The following is a 20683-nucleotide window of genomic DNA, read 5'->3' as shown; positions in this document are numbered from 1 at the left end:
CACCTCATGAGTGCGGGCCGGGCGGAGGGCTTTGCGCGGTCGAGTCTGGGTCGCGTCATCGACGACCTCGGCGTCACCCTCCTCGACGTCGCGCACGGCCGCATCGACGCCGAGCGCGATGTGGGCGGCGTGGTCATCCACGACCCCGCCGACGAACCGGTCTACCCGCCCGGCGCGATCGTGCTGGGCGTCGGGGTGCGCGGCGCGCAGGGCATCACGGCGCTGCTGCACGAACTCGGTGCGCACGCCGTGGCGGCGCTCGTCGTCCGCTCACCCGTCGAGGTGACCGAGGAGGTGCGCGGGGCGTGCGACGCGCACGGGATCGCCCTGCTGGGCCTCGCGCGCGGCGCGACCTGGACGCAGTTGGCGGCTCTGCTGCGGTCGCTGCTGGCGGAGGACGACATCGGCGAGACCCACGTGGAGTCGCTCGGCGGCCTTCCCTCCGGCGACCTGTTCGCCGTCGCCGGTGCCATCGCGTCGCTGCTGGATGCACCGATCACGATCGAGGATCGCTCCTCGCGCGTCCTCGCCTTCTCGGGGCGTCAGGAGGAGGCGGACGCGTCGCGAGCGGAGACGATCATCGGCCGTCAGGTGCCCGAGCGGTACGCCCGCGTGCTGACGGAGATGGGCGTCTTCCGCGACCTGTACCGCGACGACCGCCCCGTCGTGGTCGACCCCATCCGGCTCGGGGAGGGGGCGACGACCCAGCGCGTCGCGATCGCCGTGCGCGCCGGCGACGAGGTGCTCGGATCGATCTGGGCCGCGATGGACGGTCCCCTCACCGCCGAGCGCACGGCCACGCTGCGGGATGCGGCGAAGCTCGTCGCGCTGCACCTGCTGCGCGTGCGCGCCGGCGCCGACGTGCAGCGGCGCCTGCGCACCGAACTGGTCAGCACGGCGCTGGAGGGCCGCGGCGGCGCGAGCGACGCGCTCGGGCGCCTGAGCCTCACCGGACGCCGCGTGTGCGTGATCGCCGCGGCGCTGGTGGCCGGCGAACGCGGCACTGCGCCAGCGGACCAGCAGCAGCTCGCCGAGCGCGAGAGATTCACCGACGCCCTCGCCGTGCACCTTTCGGCCGTGCAGCCCGGTGCCGCAGCGGCGCTCGTCGGCGACGTCGTCTACGCGATCCTCCCCGCCGCGGGGGAGGAGGCCGAGGAGCGGTCGGTGCGCGTGCTGGAGGAGTTCCTCGAGCGCGTCGGCACCCGCATGCCCGCCGTTGTGGCCGTCGGCCCCGCATCCGATGACATCGCCGGGCTCGCCCGGTCGCGCGCGGCGGCTCTCCGGGTGCTCCGGGTCCTCCGGGAACAGGCCGCGGCGGCGGCCGTGCGGCGCCCCGTCGCGCGCGTGGCCGACGTGCAGACCGACTCCCTGCTGCTCGAGCTGCGCGACCTCCTCGCCGCGCGCGGTGACCGGCTGAGCGGACCGGTGAGCCGGCTCGTCGAGCACGACAGCCGCGGCGACGGACGTCTCGTCGAGACACTGCAGGCGTGGCTGGACTCCTTCGGGGATGTCGGTGCGGCGGCGGCGGCATCCTTCGTCCACCCCAACACGTTCCGCTACCGGCTGCGCCGGGCGGCGGAGGTGTCGGGGCTCGACCTCAACGACCGCGACGCGCGGTTCGCCGCGATGCTGCACTTGCGGATGCTGGGACGCTGACGCGCACGGCGTTTCAGGGGGTGTGGCGTTCGGCCGCCGTCGCAGCCAGGTGCGCGAGGTCATCCGCTCCCAGCCCCGGCCACCCGTGCAGCATCCGCCGCCACGGCTCCGGCACCGCGCCGGCCCCGTAGACCGCCCCGGCCAGGGAGCCGGCGATGGCGGCGACGGTGTCGGTGTCATTGCCGCCGCGCACGGCGCGCTCGAGTGCGTCCACGAGCGACGCGGACCCGGCGACGGCCGACAGCGCCGCCTGGAACGCGCGCACGACCCATCCGTTCTGCGCGGCGAAATCGCGCGGGTGCGTCCCCGGCGCCAGGGCCTCGTCGATGATCGCGGCCCAGCGATCGCGACGCGTGGCCGGCAGCCATGCCACCTGGGCGCGCACGTCGAGGTCCCCGGTGAGGATCGCGTGGCGGATCGCGAGACACCACAGCGCGCACGCGTCGGCGTTGTCCTCCTCCCAGTGGGTCAGGCGCGCCACGCGGCCGGCGTCGTCGACCAGCGCCGCAGGGTCGTCATCGAGATGGCCCAGCGCGACGGGGCCCGTGCGCATGAGCGAGCCGTTGCCGCCGCTGCGTCCGGCGGCCAGGTGCACCGCCTCGGAGGTGGCGAGCGCGTCGCTCTCCGTCGGGGTGGGGCCGAGGCGCTCGAGCACCGCGCGGGTCTGCGCGCCGACGTCCTTCGCCGTGGCCGCCCATCCGATCCACGCGGTCACGATCCCCGCCAGCACCCGCTCGTCGTCGAGCCGGTCGCCGGCGGCGAGGGCCTGCAGGATCGGCACCGCCATGCTCGTGTCGTCGGTCCATTCGCCGACGTCGTGCCCGAACGTGCCCCGCCCGAACTCGACGGGCGTCGTGTCGGCGAGCGCCGGTCCGAACTCGTACTGCGCGCCCAGCGCGTCGCCGGCGGCCGAGGCGACGACGGCGCCCACGGCGCGATCCAGTCGGGCGGTGGTCAAGGTCATGGCGGCTCCCGGTGGCTGTCGCGGGTCGAGGGGCACTCCGCATCGTACGGCGGCGTGGTCGGATCGGACGTCTATGATCTGGATCGGGACGGGGACGGGATCGCCTGCAACAGCTGATCCGCCCCAGCACGGCGTGTGTTCGACGTCGTGATGGTGCGAAAGATCGGTGAAGCGCAGTGAGTTCGACGAGACGTCTTCCGCGCGCCCGCCGGCGCGCCCGCGGCGCCGCCCGCACGCTGGTCGCTGTGCTCGCGGGTCTTGTGCTGTGCCTGGGGCTGACGCTCGTCGCCCCCGGGTGGTTCGCCGATCCGGCCCCCGGCACGGCTTCCGCGCCCGTGGATGCGCGCGCCGACGTCGAGCGCGCCCGCGAGACTCTCACGGCGCTGGACACGGTGCCCGGCCAGTCGATCGCCCGCTACTACCGGGAGGCCTTCGGGACGGCGTGGCACGATCTCGACCGGAACGGATGCGACACGCGCAACGACGTCCTGCGCCGCGATCTGGACGACGCCGTCCTGAAGGAGGGCACCAACGGCTGCAAGGTGCTCAGCGGCGTGCTCGTGGATCCCTACACCGGCGACCGCGTGGAGTTCGTCTCGGGGACGGACACGTCGGCACGGGTGCAGATCGACCATCTCGTCCCGCTCGCGTGGGCGTGGCGGCACGGCGCGGAGTTCTGGAGCGACGAGGACCGGCTGGCCTTCGCCAACGACCCCGACAACCTTCGCGCGACGGCCGGCGCGGTGAACCAGTCGAAGGGCGATTCCGGACCGGTGGAGTGGATGCCGCCGGCCGAGGCGTCGCACTGCGCGTACGCCGCCGATTACATCGCCGTGCTCGGTGAGTGGGACCTGGGCGTCACCGGCGATGACCGCACGGCGCTGGAGCAGGTCCTGGCCCGCTGCTGAGCACCGCGCGACCCGTTCACCCGGCCGCGGAGGGCGCCGCCGCGCTGGTGCGCCCTTCGGCGTAGCGATCCCGCGCGCGGTCGTGGCGCTTGGTCACCGGCACGAGCTCGGTCGCCTTCGGCAGCCCCATCGGCTTCGTCGACACGTACACGCTCTCGGCGCGCTCGACGAGGAACGTCTCGTGCCAGATCCCCACGGCGCCCGGCGCCTTCCGCGCCATCCGGTTGAAGCGCGTCCAGGCCGGCCGGTGCTCCTGCGTGGGGGAGGAGGCGTATCGATAGAGCTTGTCGATCGAGGACCAGTACTGCACGACGTACGGTCCTCGGGCGCCGAAGAGGATGGCGTAGCCGAGCATGCCGGAGTCCACCTCGACGCTGAGCTCCCGCAGCATCCGTGGCATGGCCACGAATGTGGGGAGCCACAGGTCCGGCCGCCACCACCGGTTGATCTCCATGCCGATGTGGAACACCACGAGCTCGCCCTCGTAGCGGTGCGTCGCCCGGCCCGGCACGATCCGACTCATTGTCTGCTCCCATCTCGATAGCTTCACTATCCAGATTGGATAGCGCTACTATCTGTGTCAAGGGGTGAGGGATGCGGATCTCGGAACTTTCCGCGGCGACCGGTGTGCCGGTGCCGACGATCAAGTACTACCTGCGCGAGAAGCTGCTGCCCGAGGGCACTCGTACCTCGGCGACGCAGGCGAGCTACGACGAGGTGCACGTCCAGCGGCTGCGCGTGATCCGGGCGCTCGTCGACTCCGGCGTCAGCATCGCCGAGACCCGCAATGTGATCGCCGCGCTGGATGCTCCGCCGCCGACCCCGTACGAGCTCCTCGGAGTCGCGCACGCCGCCGTCGCGCCGCCCGCGGAGGACGGTATCGACACCGCGGCGGCGGAGGATCTCTTCACGCAGCTGGGCGGCAAGCCGGAATCGTGCGATCCGGCGCAGCTGGCCGGACTGGCTCACGCGCTGCGGAACGTCGAGCGCGCGGGGTTCCGGATCCCGCCCGACGTGCTCGCGGCCTACGTCGCCGCGGCCCGCCTGATCGCCGAGGCCGAGATCGCCGGCATCCCCACGGACTCGGCGGAGTCGGTCGTCCGCTACGTCGTGCTGGGTACCGTGCTGCCGGAGCAGGTGCTGCTCGCCCTGCGCCGCGTGGCGGAGCAGGTGGTGTCCGCCGAGCGATTCGGCGCCGACTGACATCTCCCGCCTTCCTTCGTCACCGGCTGAGTCAGGGGGCGGCAGCCGTTCGAGTGTCGGAGGTATGTTCTAGTCTTCAGGCATGAACACGGATCGCATCGACCGGCTGGAGAGCGTCCTCGGCGACGCGCCGTGGGATGACGAAGACCGCTCCGCCGAGCCACCCGACCCGATCGACCTCGTGACGGAAGTATCGACGATGATGTCGGTGTTCGCCGCGGAGCGGTTCGAGCGGGTCGACGCGATGCACCGTGAGGCTCTGCGGGAGCTCGCGACGTTCCGAGGGTCGAGCCTCGAGATCATCGAACGATCGCTGCGCCTGGAGCTGGCCGCCGCGCTCCAGATGACCGAGCGTGCCGCCGACCGGCTGCTGGTCACGGCGGACGGGCTCGTCGGCCGGTACCCCGCGATGCTCGCCTCGCTGCACGCCGGGCGTACGACCGAGCGCCATGCGGAGGTGTTCGTCGAGCTCGTCGACACCGTCGAGGCGGTCTTACGTGATCAGGTCGTCGCCGTTGCGGTCGAGCTCGCCGAGGCGCACCCGCTCGGCACCTTCCGCCGTCTGCTGCAGAAGCTGGTCGCCACGGTGCGCGCCGCTTCCCTGGAAGAGCGGCACCGCGAGGCGGTGGCCGCGCGCCGCGTGGTCATCGAGCCGAGCGAAGACGGCATGGCGTGGCTGCTCGTGCACCTGCCGGCCGTCGAGGCGCAGGCCGTGCACGCCCGCATCACCGGCATCGCCCAGATCCTCCGTGCGCAGGACGGCGAAGAACGCACGCTCGACCAGATCCGGGCCGACGTCGTGGGCGACCTCCTGGTGGACGGCGTCGTCGAGGCGCACCCGGGGGTCGCCCGGGGGATCCGGGCCACGGTGGCGGTCACCGTTCCCGCTCTCGCCCTCCTCAGCGACGAGCTCGCGGCGCAGAGCGAGCCGGCCACGGTCGAAGGCGTGGGCCCGATCCCTATCGAGCGGGCCAGGGAGCTGTGCGGCACCGCTCGCACCTGGACGCGGATCCTTACCCATCCGGAGCGCGGCACCGTGCTCTCGGTCGGGCGGAAGAAGTACAAGCCTCCGGCCGCACTCCGGGACCTCGTCCGCTGGCGGGCCGGTCGATGTATGAGCCCCGGATGCGGCCTCCCCGCCTCCCGATGTCAGATCGATCACCAGACCGCGTGGGAGGACGGCGGGCGAGCAGAGCTCTCCAACCTCGCGCCGCTGTGTCAGGGCCACCACACCGTGAAGCATCGCGGCGGCTGGCGGGTGCGACAGGTGGAGGGCGGGGGTGGTGCGATCGAATGGACGTCACCTCTGGGCCGGCGCTATGTCGTCGAACCCGAACGTCGGGTCCCCGTCTTCCGCGCCGCGTGACCAGCGCCGCGATCGCGGCCGCCGAAACGCCTCGGCGCAGGAACATTTCGCCCGGCCCCGGCGTTTGCTAGTCTTGAGTGTCACTCGTGTGGCTCGTTCCGCACGTCCAGGCCCCGGCCGCAGTGACATCGCACGAAACAATCCGCTTCGCTTCGGCTCACGCCGTCTCGTCTCGGTCGTCGCGCGAACTCGTTCGACGATCGTATGGCTGCGGACTGCCTCATCCCTCAACCGGGGGAGAGGCACGAGCAGAAGCCCGACACCAACCCCAATAGGACAACCCACTACATGACTACCGCAACGACCGCCCCGGCCACCAAGCAGGTCGCGATCAACGACATCGGCTCTGCTGAGGACTTCCTGGCCGCGGTCGAAAAGACCCTGAAGTTCTTCAACGACGGCGACCTCATCGAAGGCACCGTGGTGAAGATCGACCGCGACGAGGTCCTCCTCGACGTCGGATACAAGACCGAGGGCGTCATCCCCTCGCGCGAACTCTCGATCAAGCACGACGTCGACCCCAACGAGGTCGTCAACGTCGGCGACCACGTCGAGGCGCTGGTTCTCCAGAAGGAGGACAAGGAAGGCCGCCTCATCCTGTCCAAGAAGCGTGCGCAGTACGAGCGCGCGTGGGGCGACGTGGAGAAGATCAAGGAGACCGACGGTGTTGTCACCGGCTCCGTGATCGAGGTCGTCAAGGGTGGCCTCATCGTCGACATCGGCCTGCGTGGCTTCCTCCCCGCGTCGCTCATCGAGCTGCGTCGCGTCCGCGACCTCACGCCGTACCTCGGCCAGGAGATCGAGGCGAAGATCCTCGAGCTCGACAAGAACCGCAACAACGTGGTTCTCTCGCGCCGCGCGCTGCTGGAGCAGACGCAGTCCGAGTCGCGCTCGAACTTCCTCAACAACCTGCACAAGGGCCAGGTCCGCAAGGGCACGGTCTCCTCGATCGTCAACTTCGGTGCGTTCGTCGACCTGGGCGGCGTGGACGGCCTCGTGCACGTCTCCGAGCTCTCGTGGAAGCACATCGAGCACGCGTCCGAGGTCGTCGAGGTCGGCCAGGAGGTCACCGTCGAGATCCTCGAGGTCGACCTGGACCGCGAGCGCGTCTCCCTGTCGCTGAAGGCGACGCAGGAGGACCCGTGGCAGGTCTTCGCCCGCACCCACGCGATCGGCCAGATCGCACCGGGCAAGGTCACCAAGCTCGTTCCGTTCGGTGCGTTCGTCCGCGTCGCGGACGGCATCGAGGGCCTCGTGCACATCTCCGAGCTGTCGGGCCGCCACGTCGAGCTCGCGGAGCAGGTCGTCTCCGTCGGTGAAGAGGTCTTCGTCAAGATCATCGACATCGACCTCGAGCGTCGCCGCATCTCGCTGTCGCTCAAGCAGGCGAACGAGTCGGTCGACCCGTTCGGCACCGAGTTCGACCCGGCCCTGTACGGCATGGTCACCGAGTACGACGAGCGCGGGGAGTACAAGTACCCCGAGGGCTTCGACCCGGAGACCAACGCCTGGCTCGAAGGATTCGACGAGCAGCGCGAGAAGTGGGAGCAGGAGTACGCCGCTGCCCAGGCTCGCTGGGAGGCCCACAAGGCTGCCGTCGCCAAGGCCCTCGAGGCCGAGGCGAACGCTCCGGCCGGTGGCTCCTCGGATGGTGCCGTCTCGACCGGTGGCGGAGGCTCGTACACCTCGGAGTCGGCTTCGGCCGGCACCCTGGCCGACGACGCCGCTCTCGCCGCTCTGCGCGAGAAGCTGTCGGGTCGCTGATCCAGAACTGAGCTCACGCTCCACGAAGCGGGCCGGAACCTTCGGGTTCCGGCCCGCTTTCGCGTTGCCGCCGGCATAAGCAACTCCGGTTGACAAGCCTGGCGGAGCAACGTAGGTTGACAGTATGCACGCCGGAGAGATCGCCGGGCGGGCGGCGGACACGAGCGACCCGCGCGCGGGACTCCGCGCGGTGGCGTCGCTGCGCGTCCTCGCCGACGCGCTCGAGCTGCGCCAGGTCGAGGCGGGCCTGCGGGCAGGCATGAGCTGGCAGCAGGTCGCCGATGCGCTCGGAGTCTCCCGTCAGGCGGTGCACAAGAAATACGCCAAGAGGATCGACCAGACCATCCCCGTCCCGAGGAGGAATACGTGAGCAAGCTCGCCGATGTCGCCAAGACCGCGCAGAGCCTTTCGCTGACGGCGATGGAGGAGGCGTCGCGGGTGGGTCTGCGCACGAGCGACATCGACCATCTCTTCCTGGCCCTGGTTCTCAGCGACCAGCATGCCGGCCGTGTGCTCCGGGGGAGCGGCATCACGCTCGAGGAGGCCCGTCGGGCGGTCGCCGAGCAGCACGCCGCACAGCTCGCGTCGGTCGGTATCAGCGTCGGCGCTGCGGACCCCGGACGCATCGTCTTCAACGAGACCGGCGGATACACCTGGAGCGACCGCGTGCTGGACATCTTCAAGGAGTCCTGCCGCGGCGGCAAGCGCGGCGACGCCGCGGCCGTGCTGCGCGAACTCCTGGACGAGCCCAGCGGGATGATCGCGGAGGTGCTGTATCGGCTCGGCACCTCGCCGGACACGATCCGCCGGCGCCTCGACGAAGACGCCCCCACCGCGCGGCCTGCGGTACCTGTCTCCACCGACGGGCTGACCGGCCACGCCGAATTATTCGTGCCCGCTCCGGTCGACGAGGTGTGGACGCTCTTGGCCGATCCGTTCCGCATGCCGGACTGGGAGCCGAGCATCGGAGGCGTCGTCGACGCCGGCGGACCGGTCCGCCCGGGCGATGTCCTCACCGCGTACCGCCGTGATCGTCGTCCGGACGGGAAGCCCCTGCGTATCGCGCCTGCCCTTCGACGCATCCGGGTGGAGGTCGATGCGGTGCAGGAGCAGTTCTCCATCGCGTGGTCGTTCTCGACCCCCGACGCCCCCGACGCCAACACCCGGTACGTCCGGATCTCACTCGCTCCGACCGACGGCGGAACCCGCCTGCGCATGACGCAGGCGTGGCAGCGGCAGCCCGCGCGCCGCGTCGGCCCCGTCCGGGCCCGGCTCCTGCGCCCTCTGTACCGGTTCGTGACCTGGATGCAACTGTCCCAGCTCTGCGTCGCGATCGGCCGCGTCTTCCGCTGACCGCCCCGGTGGCCCCGCCGCGCTCCCGCGCCACTCTCGGCCTCCGGCCCGCCCCTCGCGCTGCTCCTCGTCTCGCTCCTCGTCCCGCTCCTCGTCCGGCCCGAACTCCTCAAATCCGGGGCCCCCGCGGTCGGAAGAGTGCGGAAATCAGCCCACGCCGCGCGTTCTTGAGGAGTTCGGGCGGGCAGGGTGTTCGCTCACGGGACCTTCGACGCCGTGCGCACCTCCGTCTCGCCGGGAGTGCCCCTGTACCCGCGCGCGGGTGCGCCTCCATCGCGGCCCCACTCGCCGGGTTCTGCCTTCGTCGCGCCGGAACTCCTCAAATATGCGCTCCGCGTGGCGAGAAGCGCCTCGAACCCGGCGGATGCCGGGCGGGTTTGCGGAGTTCGGGTGCGGCACGGCGCGCGCGCAACGCTCGCGCCGACGCGATCGCCGCCGACAGCGGACTGGACCGCGGCACCGGCTCCTTCGCGCCGTTCCGTCCCCACGCGAGGCTGCGCCCCGGACCGCGCCCGGCTCATCGCCCTGCGCGGACACGCGACTGTACAGTGACGGCTGTACAATCAGCTCATGCTGACCGCGCAGACCGGACTGGACGTGATGAACCGCCTGGGGCGGGCGATGGCGGATCCCACGAGGTCGCGCATCCTAATGACGCTGCTGGCGGGGCCCGCGTATCCGGCTGAGCTGGCCCACGACCTCGCATTGACGCCCTCCAACGTCTCCAACCACCTCACATGCCTGCGCGACGGCGGCATCGTCGTCGCCGAGCCGGAGGGACGGCGCACGCGGTACGCCGTCGCGGATCCGCATCTCGCCGCCGGGCTCCTCGCGCTGCTGGAGGTCACTCTGGCCGTGGACGAGAGCGCGCCGTGCGTGGATCCGTCCTGCTCGGTCGACGGATGCTGCCAGGGGCAGGCGTGACGGCCCTCTCGCCCGACCGTCGGCGACGACTGCATCGACGGGTCCGGGCGATCGTCGCGATCACGATCGGGTACAACGCGATCGAGGCGATCGTGGCCATCACCGCCGGCGTGCTGGCGTCATCGGCCGCGCTCATCGGCTTCGGGCTGGACTCCGTGATCGAGGTGCTCTCGGCCGTCGCCGTGGCATGGCAGTTCACCAGGGCCGATCCGGAACGGTACGAGCGCGTCACCGTTCGCGCGATCGCGCTGGCGTTCTTCGCCCTCGCCGCCTACGTCACCGTGGACGCAGTCGTGAGCCTCATCAGCGGCGAGGGCCCCGACGCCAGCCCCCTGGGGATCGGCATCACCCTGCTGAGCGTGATCGCGATGCCCGTGCTGGCATGGATCGAGATCCGCACGGGGCGGGAGCTCGGATCCCGCAGCGTGCTCGCAGACGCCCGGCAGCTCGTGCTGTGCGTGTACCTCTCCGGCGCAGTGCTCGTGGGTCTCCTGGCCAACCCCCTCCTCGGCTGGTGGTGGGCCGACTCCGTCGCCGCGCTCGTGGTCGCCGTCCTCGCCGTGCGGGAGGGGCTGGAGGCGTGGCGGGGTGACCTCGAGTCGCCCTTCGACGCCCTCAGCGACCTCGAGGACGAGTAGTCCTTCCCGCAGGCAATAACGTGAGAGGAGTGAGCGGCTTCAGCGGACACCTGCCCGGAACCCGCGAATACCGCCGCCTGCTCGCCGGACTCTTCTTCGCCGGCATCGCCACCTTCGCGCAGCTGTACTCGCCGCAGGCGGTGCTGCCCATGATCGCCGCCGACCTCGGGGTCGCCCCCGCGACGGCGGCGCTGTCGGTCTCCGCCTGCACCCTGGGCCTTGCCGCGGCGGTGATCCCGTGGTCGATGGTCGCCGACCGCGTCGGGCGGGTCCCGGCGATGGCGCTCGGGATCCTCGCCGCGACCCTCCTGGGCGTGGCCGCCCCCTTCGCGGGCGACATCGCGTTGTTCCTCGTCGTCCGGCTGCTCGAGGGGATCGCCCTCGGCGCCGTCCCGGCCGTCGCGCTGGCCTACCTCAGCGAGGAGGTCGATGCCGGGCACGCCGCGGCCGCGGCGGGCAGCTACGTCGCCGGAACGACCGTGGGCGGCCTCGCCGGACGGCTCGTCGCCGGACCGGTCGCCGACCTCACTGAATGGCGCGCGGGGCTGTGGGGTGTCGCGGGGCTGTGCGCCGCATCCGCCGTCCTGTTCCTGTGGCTCGTGCCGAGGGCGCGTGGGTTCGTGCCGCACCGCCACCTGGCCCAGCGCGGACCGGGCATCGCCGCGCGCCTCGCGGTGAACCTGCGGTCGCGCGTGCAGCTCGTGCTGTACGCGCAGGCGTTCCTGCTCATGGGTGGATTCGTCGCGGTCTACAACTACTTGGGCTTCCACCTCACCGCCCCGCCGTTCGTGCTGCCGGCGTGGGTCGTCACGCTGCTGTTCCTCGCGTACCTCGCGGGGACTCTGGTCTCGCCGTGGGCGGGCACGCTCGTCTCGCGGCACGGGCCGCTGCCGGTGCTGCTGGCGTCGGTGGGATGCAGCGTCTTCGGGCTGATCCTGATGTTCGTGCCGCTCGTGCCGGCCCTGCTGGTGGGACTGGTCGTCTTCACGGCCGGATTCTTCGGCGCCCATACCGTCGCCTCGGGCTGGGCGCCGTCGGCTGCGCGGCCGGACACACGGGCGCAGGCGTCGTCGCTGTACTACCTCGCATATTACGGGGGGTCCAGCGTCTTCGGCTGGGCTCTCGGCTGGCTCTTCGCCGATGCCGGGTGGGCGGTCTTCGTCGCCGCCGTCATCGCCATGTGCGCCGTGGCGGGCGTTCTCGCCACGCTCACCCTCCGCCGCGCCCCGGGGCCGCGACCCCGCGCCTGAGCCGTCCATGGGCCGGCACGGGGCGGCGATACGCTCCCATGCATGGTGAAGTCACTGACCCGGCGTCGTCTGGCCACGGCATCGCTGCTCGCCGCGATCGCGGGGTACATCGACGGTTTCGGGTTCCTCTACCTCGGCGGGTACTTCGTGTCGTTCATGAGCGGCAACACCACGCGCGCGAGCGTGGATCTGTCCACCGCGTCGCTCCCGGCTGCGGCATCCGCGCTGCTGCTGATCGGATGCTTCGTGGCGGGTGCCATGGCCGGCACGGCGATGCCGCGCGGGCACGGCCGGGGACCGGTCCGCGTGCTCGCGATGGTCCTGACGCTGGTGTGCGTGGCCGCCGCCGTCGCGGCGGGGGAGTGGCGGTGGGCGGCGGGAGGCGTGCTGGCCTTCGCCATGGGCGCCATGAACACGGTGTTCGCCCAGGACGGGGACATTCCCTTCGGCGTCACCTATATGACGGGTGCGCTCGTGAAGCTCGGTCAGGGTCTCGTGCGCGCGGCCCGGGGCGAGCAGCACACGGGGTGGCAGCGGCAGCTGCTGATGTGGGCATCCATCGCGTGCGGTGCCGTGCTGGGCGCCGCGGCGCTGGGCTGGCTCGGTGCCGCCGCGCTGTGGGTGGTGGCCGCGGTGCTCGTGGTGATGCTTGCGGTACCCGCTCTGCGACGGTCGCTGGGTTCGGTCGCATGACGGGCACGAGCCGGTCCGGCGCCGACTACTGGCGGGGCGCAGGGGTCATCCTGGGCTGGAACCCCTCGCTGTGGGACGAATGGCCGGGTTCGTACGCCGCGGTGGTGGCACGCGTCGCCGAAGGCGCGCCGTTCGTGACGCAGTGGTCCGTGGGCGCGCGGAAGGAGGTGGAGCCCGGAACGGATGCGTGGCTTCTGCGTCAAGGCGGCTCCTACGGCCTGATCGGGCACGGCACCGTCAGAACGCATCCCTACCAGGACGTCCACTTCGCCGACTCCCGACGCACCGCGAGCTTCGTCGACGTGGCCTTCGATGAGCTCGTGATAGAGGCCGACCGGGTGCCGCGCGATGTCCTCGAAGTGGTGGTTCCCGAAGTGGCATGGCGCTTTCAGTTCCGCTCGGGCAATCGCATCCCACCCGGCCCCAATCAGCGCCTGCGGGAGGTGTGGGCCGACGCTGCCCGCGCGCCGGACGAACCGCGGGGCTAGGTGCCGGATGCGCCGGACCGTCGATCGCCGGGTCACTCCGTATGCGGCCTGCGCAGCCGCTCCGGGTGGAGGATCTCCTGGACGAGGATCCAACCGTAGGAGGCGTCCACCCCCTCCTTGTTCTTCCACATCCACGCCGTGGACAGCAGCGAGAACAGGACGATCAGCACCGCCACAGCCGCGCCCAGCCATGGCTCACGGGGGCCGACCATGACGACCGCGATCGCGAGGGCGGTCGCCAGCGTCAGCGCGACGGTCACGGGCACGGCACGGATCCTCGGCACGCGTGCGATGCCGAGCAGGAGCCCCGTGCACGCGCCGGCGAGCAGCAGGGCAGCTGTGGTGAGCAGGGTGGTCATGCTTCCTCGCGTCCGCCGGTGGGGGGAATACGGCGACGCTCTCCGACCCTAGGCCGCACGGACGGCGGCTGTCTGTAGGGCGAACGGGGGACAGCGGTGTCGGCGCCGCGACGTACTGTCGAGACGTGCGATGCCTGGTGGACGGATGCGGCGAGGCGGTGTTCCCCGCGACGCCGCTGCCGCTGTGCGAGCGACACCTCGCCGTCGCCGGTGAATGGGACCAGCGCGTGCACGGCGTCACCGACCTGCTGCCCTCGCCGTGCCTGGTGTGCCGGTCGCGACTGGGGGTGCGGTGGCCGTCCGGCTGGCTGTGCGCCGCGTGCGAGTGGCGCTACGGCGACGTCCCCGACGACGACCTGCCGCCCCCGCGCGTGGACGTGGTGTACTACCTGCGGTACTCCGACCGCGTGAAGATCGGCACGACGGCGAACCCCCGTCAGCGCCTGGCCGCCATCCGACACGACGACCTGCTCGCCTTCGAGCGCGGCGACCGCACGCTCGAACAGCGCCGTCAGGGCGAGTTCGCCGCCGACCGCTTCGAGGGTACGGAGTGGTTCCGCCTCTCCGAGCGTCTCGCCGCCCACATCGCGGTGCTGGCCGCCGGCGTCGGCGACCCCTGGATGCTGTGGACCCGCTGGCGCAGCGAGGCGCTCGCCCGCCGGGGCTGAACACCGTCGTCGGCACAGGATTCAGCCGGTACAAAGGGTGCGCACGTACCGTCGCACCGCGCCCGTCCCGGCTCCCCCCGCCGGGGCGGGCGCCCCATCCGTGTCACGTCGCGACGGGGATGGAGGTGCACGGGGCGCTACTGTCATGCGCATGGCCTTGCTGTCCGGCGGTGCGCGGCGGGTCCGCGATGAGGAGAGCACGCGCGACCGGACGGTGCTGCTCAATCAGTTCCTGCTGAGCGGGGTGACCCTCGTGGTCACCGTGGTGGCGCTGCTGCTGGGGGAAGTTCTCCGACCCGCCAGCCACATCATCGGCGTCGCCGTCATCTACCTGGGCGCCGTGGCGGCGGTGCTCATCCCATGGACGCGCCTGCCCCACTGGGCCGCCGGCATCCTGCCCATCATCGACATCGTCGCGATCGGGTTCATCCGCGAATCCGCGCCGACGGCCGGTCTCGGACTGCTGTGGGCGTTCCCCGCGATGTGGATCGCCTCCGTGTACGGCTTCATCGGCGTGATCGCCTCCACCGCCGCGACCACCGCGATGCTGATCGTGCTCACCGCCCTGGACCCGGCGGCCCGCCTGACCGCCTCGCTGTTCCTGCTGCCGATCCTGATCGCCGCGCTCGGAGTGCTCGTGGCCATCTACACGCGCCGCTCGCACGTGCAGCGGGAGCTGCTGGAGAAGCAATCCGCCTACCTCAAGCGTTCCGTCGACCGGGCGCGCCGGCAGGAGGCGGTCGTGACGGAGGTCCTGGATGCGGTCGACTTCGGCGTCACGCGCATCACCCGCTCCGGCGACCTCGTCCTGACCAACGAGGCGCACGCGAGGCTGCAGGGCAGCTCCACCTGGAGCGGGGAGGACATCCCGGCGTTCGCGGCCGACGGCACCACGCGCCTGGACGCCGACGAGGCGCCCCTCGCCCGCGCGCGCCGCGGCGAGACCTTCGAGAACGAGCTCGTCTGGTACGGCATGCCGGGGGAGGGCCGCCGCGCCCTCATCGTCACCGCGCGGCGGCTCACCGACCTCGACGGCAGTCCGGCGGGGGCGATCGTGATCTCGCGCGACGTCACCAACGAGGAGCAGGCGCTGCGCGCGCGTGAAGACCTCGTCGCCTCGGTCTCCCACGAACTGCGCACGCCGCTGACCTCGATCGTGGGGTACCTCGAGCTGGCGCTGGACGCACCCGAGCTGTCGCCGCAGACCCGCCGCGACCTCGAAGTCGCCGAGCGCAACGCGGGCCGCCTGCTCGAACTGGTCGCCGACATCCTGGTGGTCTCGGCCTCGTCCCGCCAGGGCGTGCGGCTCCTCGTGCATCCCGAGCGCGTCGACCTGTCGCAGATCCTCGCGGCGGCGGTCGAATCGATCGGGCCCCGCGCGGCGGAGCGGCACATCACGATCGACATGTCCGAGGTGCGCCCCGTCTCCGCATCCGTGGACCCCCACCGCATCCGCCAGGTCGTGGACAACCTGCTCTCCAACGCGGTGAAGTACAACCACGACGGCGGCGTCGTCCGCGCAGGGCTCAGCAGCGACGACACGGATGCGTGGATCACCGTGGCCGATGAGGGTCCGGGCATCTCCGTCGACGAGCAGCCGCACCTGTTCGAGCGCTTCTTCCGCTCCGACTCGGTGCGCAACTCCACGACCCACGGATCCGGGCTCGGCCTGGCCATCAGCCGCGACATCGTGCACGCGCACAACGGCGAGATCTTCGTGCACACCCGGCCGGGCGCGGGCGCGGCGTTCACGGTGCGCCTGCCCATCACGTTCCAGGAGGAGACCCGATGACCTCGATCGACGTGTTCACGATCACGACCGCCACCGCGCTGGTCGTCCTCGTCTCCGGCGTGCTCTACCTCGTCGAGACGCTGCTGCGCAAGGAGGGCGGCGCGGGGCGGCTGTGGGCGATCGCGTATCTCGCCGGCATCCTGAGCGTGCTGTGCTACCTCGTGTGGTCGATCGAGGCCGACGCGTACATCGCGGTGGCGATCGGCAACGGCGCGTTCGTGGCGACCACCGGCTTCCTGTGGCTCGGGTGCCGGGCCTACAACCGGCGCGACGTGCGCGGGGCCGGCGTGGTCCTGGTCGTGGGGATCACCGTGGTCGTGGCCGCGGTCCTGTCGGCGGGGCTCGAGGGCGGTGCATGGGCGGGCGCGGTGGCGATGTTCCTCGGGAACGCCGCCTTCGCCGCCCTGGGCGCGGTCGAGACGCGTCGGGGTGCCCTGGCGGCGCAGTGGAGCGGCATCGGCCTGACGATCGTCCTGTCGGCCGAGACCGTGTGGTTCGTCGTGCGCACGGGCGTCTTCCTGGTCGCCGGGCCCGACAGCGAGCTGTTCCGCGCGTGGTTCGACACCCCGGTCGCGTCGCTTCTGACCATGGCGCTGACCATCACGGCGGTCGTGACCACCTCCGTGCTCCGGGCCGGGGAGTCCAGCCTGCGCGGGCAGCGCGAGACCGTGACGCTGCACATGGCGCTGGACGGCGTGCTGCTGCCCGGATCCTTCCGGGAACTGGCCTCGCGCCTGGTGCGCAGCGCCCGCTACAACGACGAGACGATCTGCGTCATCGCGCTGCGCATGGACGACCTCTCCCGCATCGGCACGGCGTTCGGGCCGGGTGAGGCGGAGGCGGTCGCGGCGGCCTGGCGCGCCGGCGCGCGCCGCCACGCGCCCAGTTCGGCGATCGTGGGGGAGGGCGACCGCCGGACGGTGCTCGCCGCGTTCGTCACGACGTCCTTCGCCGACGTGCGGCGCATCGCCGCCGCCCTCCATCAGCGGACGCTCGACGACATGTCCGACATCGGGCTGTCGGTGATCCCCGCCGTCGCCGTCGGGGTGGCGCTGTCCGACCAGGTCGGCCACGACTTCGACGCACTCGTGGAGGCGGCGCAGGACGCCGCCCGCCGTTCGGCCTCGAGCACGGATGCCTCGGTGATCCTCTCGGAGGGCTGATCGCGTCAGTCGCGGCCGACGATCTCCTCCACGTGTGCGCGCAGGTCGCGCGGGCGGAACGGCTTGGCGATGTAGTCGTCGGCGCCCGCCTCCCGGCCCAGCCGCACGTCGCTCTCGTCGGCGCGCGCAGTGACCATGAGGATGCGCGTGTCGCTGAAGGCGCGGATGCGGCGGGCCGTCTCGTAGCCGTCGATGCCGGGCATGCTGACATCCAGCGTCGTGACGGCGGGGGAGAGCTGCCGGACGAGCTCGATGCCCTCCAGTCCCGCCGAGGCCGTGTGCACGTCGAAGCCGGACCCTGTCAGCACGGTGCAGATCAGGGACCGGATATCCGCGTCATCCTCGATGACGACCGCGACACGCGCGTGGGGCATGCGTCACCTTCGGGAGGCCGCCGGTCTCGGGTGACCCGCGGTATAGCAGGATCGTAATACAGGAGCGCATCGACACGTCAACACGACTCCCCGCGCGGGACGGGCATGGCATGCTCGAGGTCATGCCATTGATCGCATTGACCGGCGGCATCGCCTCGGGCAAGTCCACGATCGCGGGTCGTCTCGCCGAGCACGGGGCCGTGATCGTCGACGCCGACCAGATCGTCCGCGACGTCCAGCAGCCCGGGTCGCCCGTACTCGAGCAGATCGCCGCATCCTTCGGCGCCGATCTCGTGCGTGCCGACGGCAGCCTGGATCGTGCCGCCCTGGGCGCCAGGGTCTTCGCCGACCCCGCGCAGCTCGCCGCGCTCAACGCCATCGTGCACCCGGCGGTGCGGGCCGAGTCCGCCCGGCGGTTCGCGGAGGCCGCTGCCGATCCGCACGCGGTGATCGTGTACGACGTGCCGCTGCTGGCCGAGGCGCGCGCGAGCGATCCGTGGGACCTCGTCGTCGTCGCGCACGCCCCCGCCGAGATCCGGGTGCAGCGCCTCATCCGCGAACGCGGGATGAGCGAGGCCGACGCCCGCGCCCGCATCGCCGCCCAGGCCTCCGACGAGGACCGCCTCAAGCTCGCCGACGTCGTCATCGACACGACCGGAACACTCGAGGACACCCGGAGCCGGGCCGATGCGCTGTGGGAGCGGCTCTCGGGCTGAGCCCTGCCCCCTCCGCGCTGGGCGAACGGCCGCCCGGGCGTCGGAGGGCCGCCCTACGCTGGAAGCATGCAGGCCACCCGATCCGTCCGTCCGTTCGAGGTCGTCAGCGAATACGAGCCGTCCGGCGACCAGCCGCAGGCGATCGCCGAACTCGCCGCCCGCATCAACGCCGGCGAGACCGACGTCGTCCTGCTGGGCGCCACCGGCACCGGGAAGTCGGCCACCACGGCGTGGCTGGTCGAGCAGGTCCAGCGCCCCACGCTCGTGCTCGCGCACAACAAGACCCTGGCCGCGCAGTTGGCGAACGAGTTCCGCGAGCTCATGCCCAACAACGCCGTGGAGTACTTCGTCTCGTACTACGACTACTACCAACCCGAGGCGTACGTCCCGCAGACCGACACCTTCATCGAGAAGGACTCCTCGATCAACGCCGAGGTGGAGCGCCTGCGGCACTCCACCACCAACTCCCTCCTGAGCCGGCGCGACGTCATCGTGGTCTCCACCGTCTCGTGCATCTACGGCCTCGGGTCGCCCGAGGAGTACCTCCGCGCCATGGTCGCGCTGCAGGTGGGGGAGCGGTACGACCGCGACACCCTCATCCGCAAGTTCATCGCGATGCAGTACAACCGCAACGACGTCGACTTCTCCCGCGGCAACTTCCGCGTGCGCGGCGACACGATCGAGATCATCCCGGTGTACGAGGAGTTCGCCATCCGCATCGAGATGTTCGGTGACGAGATCGAGGCGCTCTACATGCTGCACCCCCTCACCGGAGACGTGCTGCAGCGGATGGAGGCCATCCCGATCTTCCCCGCGACGCACTATGCGGCGGGCACCGACACCGTCAAGCGAGCGATCGGCACGATCGAACACGAGCTGGCCGAGCGACTCAAGGAACTGGAATCGCAGGGGAAGCTCCTGGAAGCGCAGCGCCTGCGCATGCGGACCACCTTCGATCTCGAGATGCTGCAGCAGCTGGGCTTCTGCTCGGGTATCGAGAACTACTCCCGCCACCTCGACGGCCGCGGTCCCGGCGATCCGCCGCACACGCTGCTGGACTTCTTCCCCGACGACTTCCTCATGGTCATCGACGAGTCGCACGTCACGGTGCCCCAGATCGGGGCGATGTACGAGGGCGACGCCTCGCGCAAGCGCACGCTCGTCGAGCACGGCTTCCGGCTGCCCAGCGCGATGGACAACCGGCCGCTGAGGTGGGACGAGTTCAAGAACCGCGTGGGGCAGACGGTGTACCTCTCCGCCACACCGGGACGCTACGAGATGGGCATCGCCGACGGCGTCGTGGAGCAGATCATCCGTCCGACGGGCCTCGTCGACCCCCAGATCATCGTGAAGCCCTCGAAGGGACAGATCGACGACCTGCTCGAGCAGATCCGCGTGCGGGCGAGCCGCGACGAGCGCGTGCTGGTGACCACGCTGACGAAGAAGATGGCCGAAGAGCTCACCGACTTCCTCGGCGAGCATGGGGTGCGGGTGCGGTACCTCCACTCCGACGTCGACACGCTCCGCCGCGTCGAGCTCCTCACCGAGCTGCGTGCGGGTGTCTACGACGTCCTCGTCGGCATCAACCTCCTGCGCGAAGGCCTGGACCTGCCGGAGGTCTCGCTCGTCGCCATCCTCGATGCCGACAAGGAGGGGTTCCTGCGCAGCGGCACGTCGCTCATCCAGACCATCGGGCGCGCCGCGCGCAACGTGTCCGGCGAAGTGCACATGTACGCCGACAAGATCACCGACTCGATGGCCAAGGCCATCGAGGAGACTGATCGTCGCCGTGAGAAGCAGATCGCCTACAACACCGAGCACGGCATCGATCCGCAGCCGCTGCGGAAGAAGATCGCCGACATCACCGACGTGCTCGCCCGCGAGGCCAGCGACACCAAGCAGCTGCTCTCGCGTCGCGATGCGGCGGCGTCGAAGAACGGCAAGGGCAAGTCGCCCACGCCGCAGCTGCGCCGCACGGGCATCGCGGCGGAGGGCGCCGACCAGCTGGAGGCGACCATCGCCGATCTGAGCGAGCAGATGCTGGCCGCCGCGGCCGAACTGAAGTTCGAGCTGGCCGGGCGCCTGCGCGACGAGGTCCAGGACCTCAAGAAGGAGCTGCGCGCCATGGAGCGCGCCGGCCACGCCTGACGGGTCAGGGGCAGTGCATGAGGGGCTTGGGGCCCGAGCGGTCGAACGTGTGCTCCGACATGGGAGAGCCGCACAGGGGGCACGGGCGGCCCGTGCGCGTGGGCTCGGGCGTCGTCTCGTACGGGCCGACCGAGGCGGGGCCGGCGACGCGGATGAGCCGGGAGTTGAGGTAGCTGTACCAGCCGCCGGCCTTGCGGACGCGGTCACGCAGCGGAGGCTTGTCCGCATCCTTTCGTGCCATGATGCTTAGTGTACT

Annotated in this window: 22 protein-coding genes; 17 read left to right on the top strand and 5 right to left on the bottom strand. The window is 71.2% G+C overall.

The window, feature by feature from the left end:
- Window positions 1–6: 6 nt before the first annotated feature.
- Entirely contained in the window at window positions 7–1656 is a 1650-nt protein-coding gene (locus E4V99_RS15920) for a helix-turn-helix domain-containing protein (protein WP_135065673.1), read from the top strand.
- Between the two features lie 13 nt (window positions 1657–1669).
- Here E4V99_RS15920 and E4V99_RS15915 read toward each other — a convergent pair whose 3' ends face one another.
- The gene (locus tag E4V99_RS15915; RefSeq protein WP_135065676.1) at window positions 1670–2620 is read right to left on the bottom strand and encodes an ADP-ribosylglycohydrolase family protein; all 951 of its coding nucleotides are present in this window, start codon (window positions 2618–2620) and stop codon (window positions 1670–1672) included.
- 176 nt (window positions 2621–2796) lie between these two features.
- Here E4V99_RS15915 and E4V99_RS15910 point away from each other — a divergent pair, with 176 nt between their 5' ends.
- Window positions 2797–3528, top strand: a complete 732-nt coding sequence (locus E4V99_RS15910) for an HNH endonuclease family protein (RefSeq protein ID WP_135065679.1) — start codon at window positions 2797–2799, stop codon at window positions 3526–3528.
- 16 nt (window positions 3529–3544) lie between these two features.
- Here the strand turns inward: E4V99_RS15910 and E4V99_RS15905 are convergent, their stop codons facing one another.
- A complete protein-coding gene (locus E4V99_RS15905; protein WP_135065682.1) occupies window positions 3545–4051 on the bottom strand; it encodes a DUF4188 domain-containing protein in 507 nt (168 codons plus the stop codon).
- Window positions 4052–4122: 71 nt separating this feature from the next.
- Between E4V99_RS15905 and E4V99_RS15900 the strand changes: the two genes are divergently transcribed.
- The 10 genes from E4V99_RS15900 (at window position 4123) to E4V99_RS15855 (ending at window position 13207) form a co-directional block, all read left to right on the top strand.
- Window positions 4123–4731, top strand: a complete 609-nt coding sequence (locus tag E4V99_RS15900) for a MerR family transcriptional regulator (RefSeq protein WP_135065685.1) — start codon at window positions 4123–4125, stop codon at window positions 4729–4731.
- A gap of 82 nt (window positions 4732–4813) precedes the next feature.
- On the top strand, window positions 4814–6097 hold the full coding sequence (locus tag E4V99_RS15895) for an HNH endonuclease signature motif containing protein (RefSeq protein WP_245233214.1): 1284 nt from the start codon (window positions 4814–4816) through the stop codon (window positions 6095–6097).
- A gap of 288 nt (window positions 6098–6385) precedes the next feature.
- Window positions 6386–7861, top strand: a complete 1476-nt coding sequence (gene rpsA, locus E4V99_RS15890) for a 30S ribosomal protein S1 (RefSeq protein ID WP_135065688.1) — start codon at window positions 6386–6388, stop codon at window positions 7859–7861.
- Between the two features lie 124 nt (window positions 7862–7985).
- Window positions 7986–8231 (top strand): hypothetical protein, encoded by a 246-nt coding sequence (locus E4V99_RS15885; RefSeq protein ID WP_135065691.1) that lies wholly within the window; start codon window positions 7986–7988, stop codon window positions 8229–8231.
- Window positions 8228–9214, top strand: a complete 987-nt coding sequence (locus E4V99_RS15880) for an SRPBCC domain-containing protein (protein ID WP_135117815.1) — start codon at window positions 8228–8230, stop codon at window positions 9212–9214. The genes E4V99_RS15885 and E4V99_RS15880 overlap by 4 nt, the downstream gene beginning before the upstream one ends.
- Window positions 9215–9784: 570 nt before the next feature.
- The gene (locus tag E4V99_RS15875; RefSeq protein ID WP_135117814.1) at window positions 9785–10138 is read left to right on the top strand and encodes a metalloregulator ArsR/SmtB family transcription factor; all 354 of its coding nucleotides are present in this window, start codon (window positions 9785–9787) and stop codon (window positions 10136–10138) included.
- Window positions 10135–10776, top strand: coding sequence for a cation transporter (locus tag E4V99_RS15870; protein WP_245233213.1), 642 nt, complete (start codon window positions 10135–10137; stop codon window positions 10774–10776). The genes E4V99_RS15875 and E4V99_RS15870 overlap by 4 nt, the downstream gene beginning before the upstream one ends.
- 29 nt (window positions 10777–10805) lie before the next feature.
- Window positions 10806–12026, top strand: a complete 1221-nt coding sequence (locus tag E4V99_RS15865; protein ID WP_240742863.1) for an MFS transporter — start codon at window positions 10806–10808, stop codon at window positions 12024–12026.
- Between the two features lie 42 nt (window positions 12027–12068).
- Window positions 12069–12719, top strand: a complete 651-nt coding sequence (locus tag E4V99_RS15860; protein WP_135065703.1) for a YoaK family protein — start codon at window positions 12069–12071, stop codon at window positions 12717–12719.
- The gene (locus tag E4V99_RS15855; RefSeq protein WP_135117813.1) at window positions 12716–13207 is read left to right on the top strand and encodes a hypothetical protein; all 492 of its coding nucleotides are present in this window, start codon (window positions 12716–12718) and stop codon (window positions 13205–13207) included. The genes E4V99_RS15860 and E4V99_RS15855 overlap by 4 nt, the downstream gene beginning before the upstream one ends.
- Window positions 13208–13239: 32 nt before the next feature.
- On the opposite strand, the gene E4V99_RS15850 is transcribed toward E4V99_RS15855, so the two are convergent.
- Window positions 13240–13566 carry a hypothetical protein gene (locus tag E4V99_RS15850; protein WP_135117812.1) on the bottom strand — a complete coding sequence of 109 codons (327 nt, stop codon included), beginning with the start codon at window positions 13564–13566 and terminating at the stop codon, window positions 13240–13242.
- A gap of 125 nt (window positions 13567–13691) precedes the next feature.
- On the opposite strand from E4V99_RS15850, the gene E4V99_RS15845 reads away from it, so the two are divergent.
- The 3 genes from E4V99_RS15845 to E4V99_RS15835 all read left to right on the top strand — a co-directional run bounded on the left by E4V99_RS15845 (window position 13692) and on the right by E4V99_RS15835 (window position 17189).
- Window positions 13692–14234, top strand: coding sequence for a GIY-YIG nuclease family protein (locus tag E4V99_RS15845; protein ID WP_135117811.1), 543 nt, complete (start codon window positions 13692–13694; stop codon window positions 14232–14234).
- A gap of 151 nt (window positions 14235–14385) precedes the next feature.
- Window positions 14386–16026, top strand: coding sequence for an ATP-binding protein (locus E4V99_RS15840; RefSeq protein ID WP_135117810.1), 1641 nt, complete (start codon window positions 14386–14388; stop codon window positions 16024–16026).
- Window positions 16023–17189, top strand: a complete 1167-nt coding sequence (locus tag E4V99_RS15835; protein ID WP_135117809.1) for a hypothetical protein — start codon at window positions 16023–16025, stop codon at window positions 17187–17189. The genes E4V99_RS15840 and E4V99_RS15835 overlap by 4 nt, the downstream gene beginning before the upstream one ends.
- A gap of 5 nt (window positions 17190–17194) precedes the next feature.
- On the opposite strand, the gene E4V99_RS15830 is transcribed toward E4V99_RS15835, so the two are convergent.
- On the bottom strand, window positions 17195–17563 hold the full coding sequence (locus tag E4V99_RS15830; protein WP_135117808.1) for a response regulator: 369 nt from the start codon (window positions 17561–17563) through the stop codon (window positions 17195–17197).
- A gap of 122 nt (window positions 17564–17685) precedes the next feature.
- Between E4V99_RS15830 and coaE the strand changes: the two genes are divergently transcribed.
- Entirely contained in the window at window positions 17686–18279 is a 594-nt protein-coding gene (coaE, locus tag E4V99_RS15825) for a dephospho-CoA kinase (RefSeq protein WP_135065724.1), read from the top strand.
- Between the two features lie 66 nt (window positions 18280–18345).
- On the top strand, window positions 18346–20427 hold the full coding sequence (gene uvrB, locus E4V99_RS15820) for an excinuclease ABC subunit UvrB (protein WP_135065727.1): 2082 nt from the start codon (window positions 18346–18348) through the stop codon (window positions 20425–20427).
- Window positions 20428–20431: 4 nt separating this feature from the next.
- Here the strand turns inward: uvrB and E4V99_RS15815 are convergent, their stop codons facing one another.
- A complete protein-coding gene (locus E4V99_RS15815; protein WP_135065730.1) occupies window positions 20432–20668 on the bottom strand; it encodes a hypothetical protein in 237 nt (78 codons plus the stop codon).
- Window positions 20669–20683 lie beyond the last annotated feature (15 nt).

The sequence above is a fragment of the Microbacterium sp. dk485 genome, assembly GCF_004570445.1.
GTDB classification, from domain to species: domain Bacteria; phylum Actinomycetota; class Actinomycetes; order Actinomycetales; family Microbacteriaceae; genus Microbacterium; species Microbacterium wangchenii.
The sequence above is the reverse complement of the archived record's forward strand: the minus strand, read 5'-3'. Positions and strand labels throughout refer to the sequence as shown.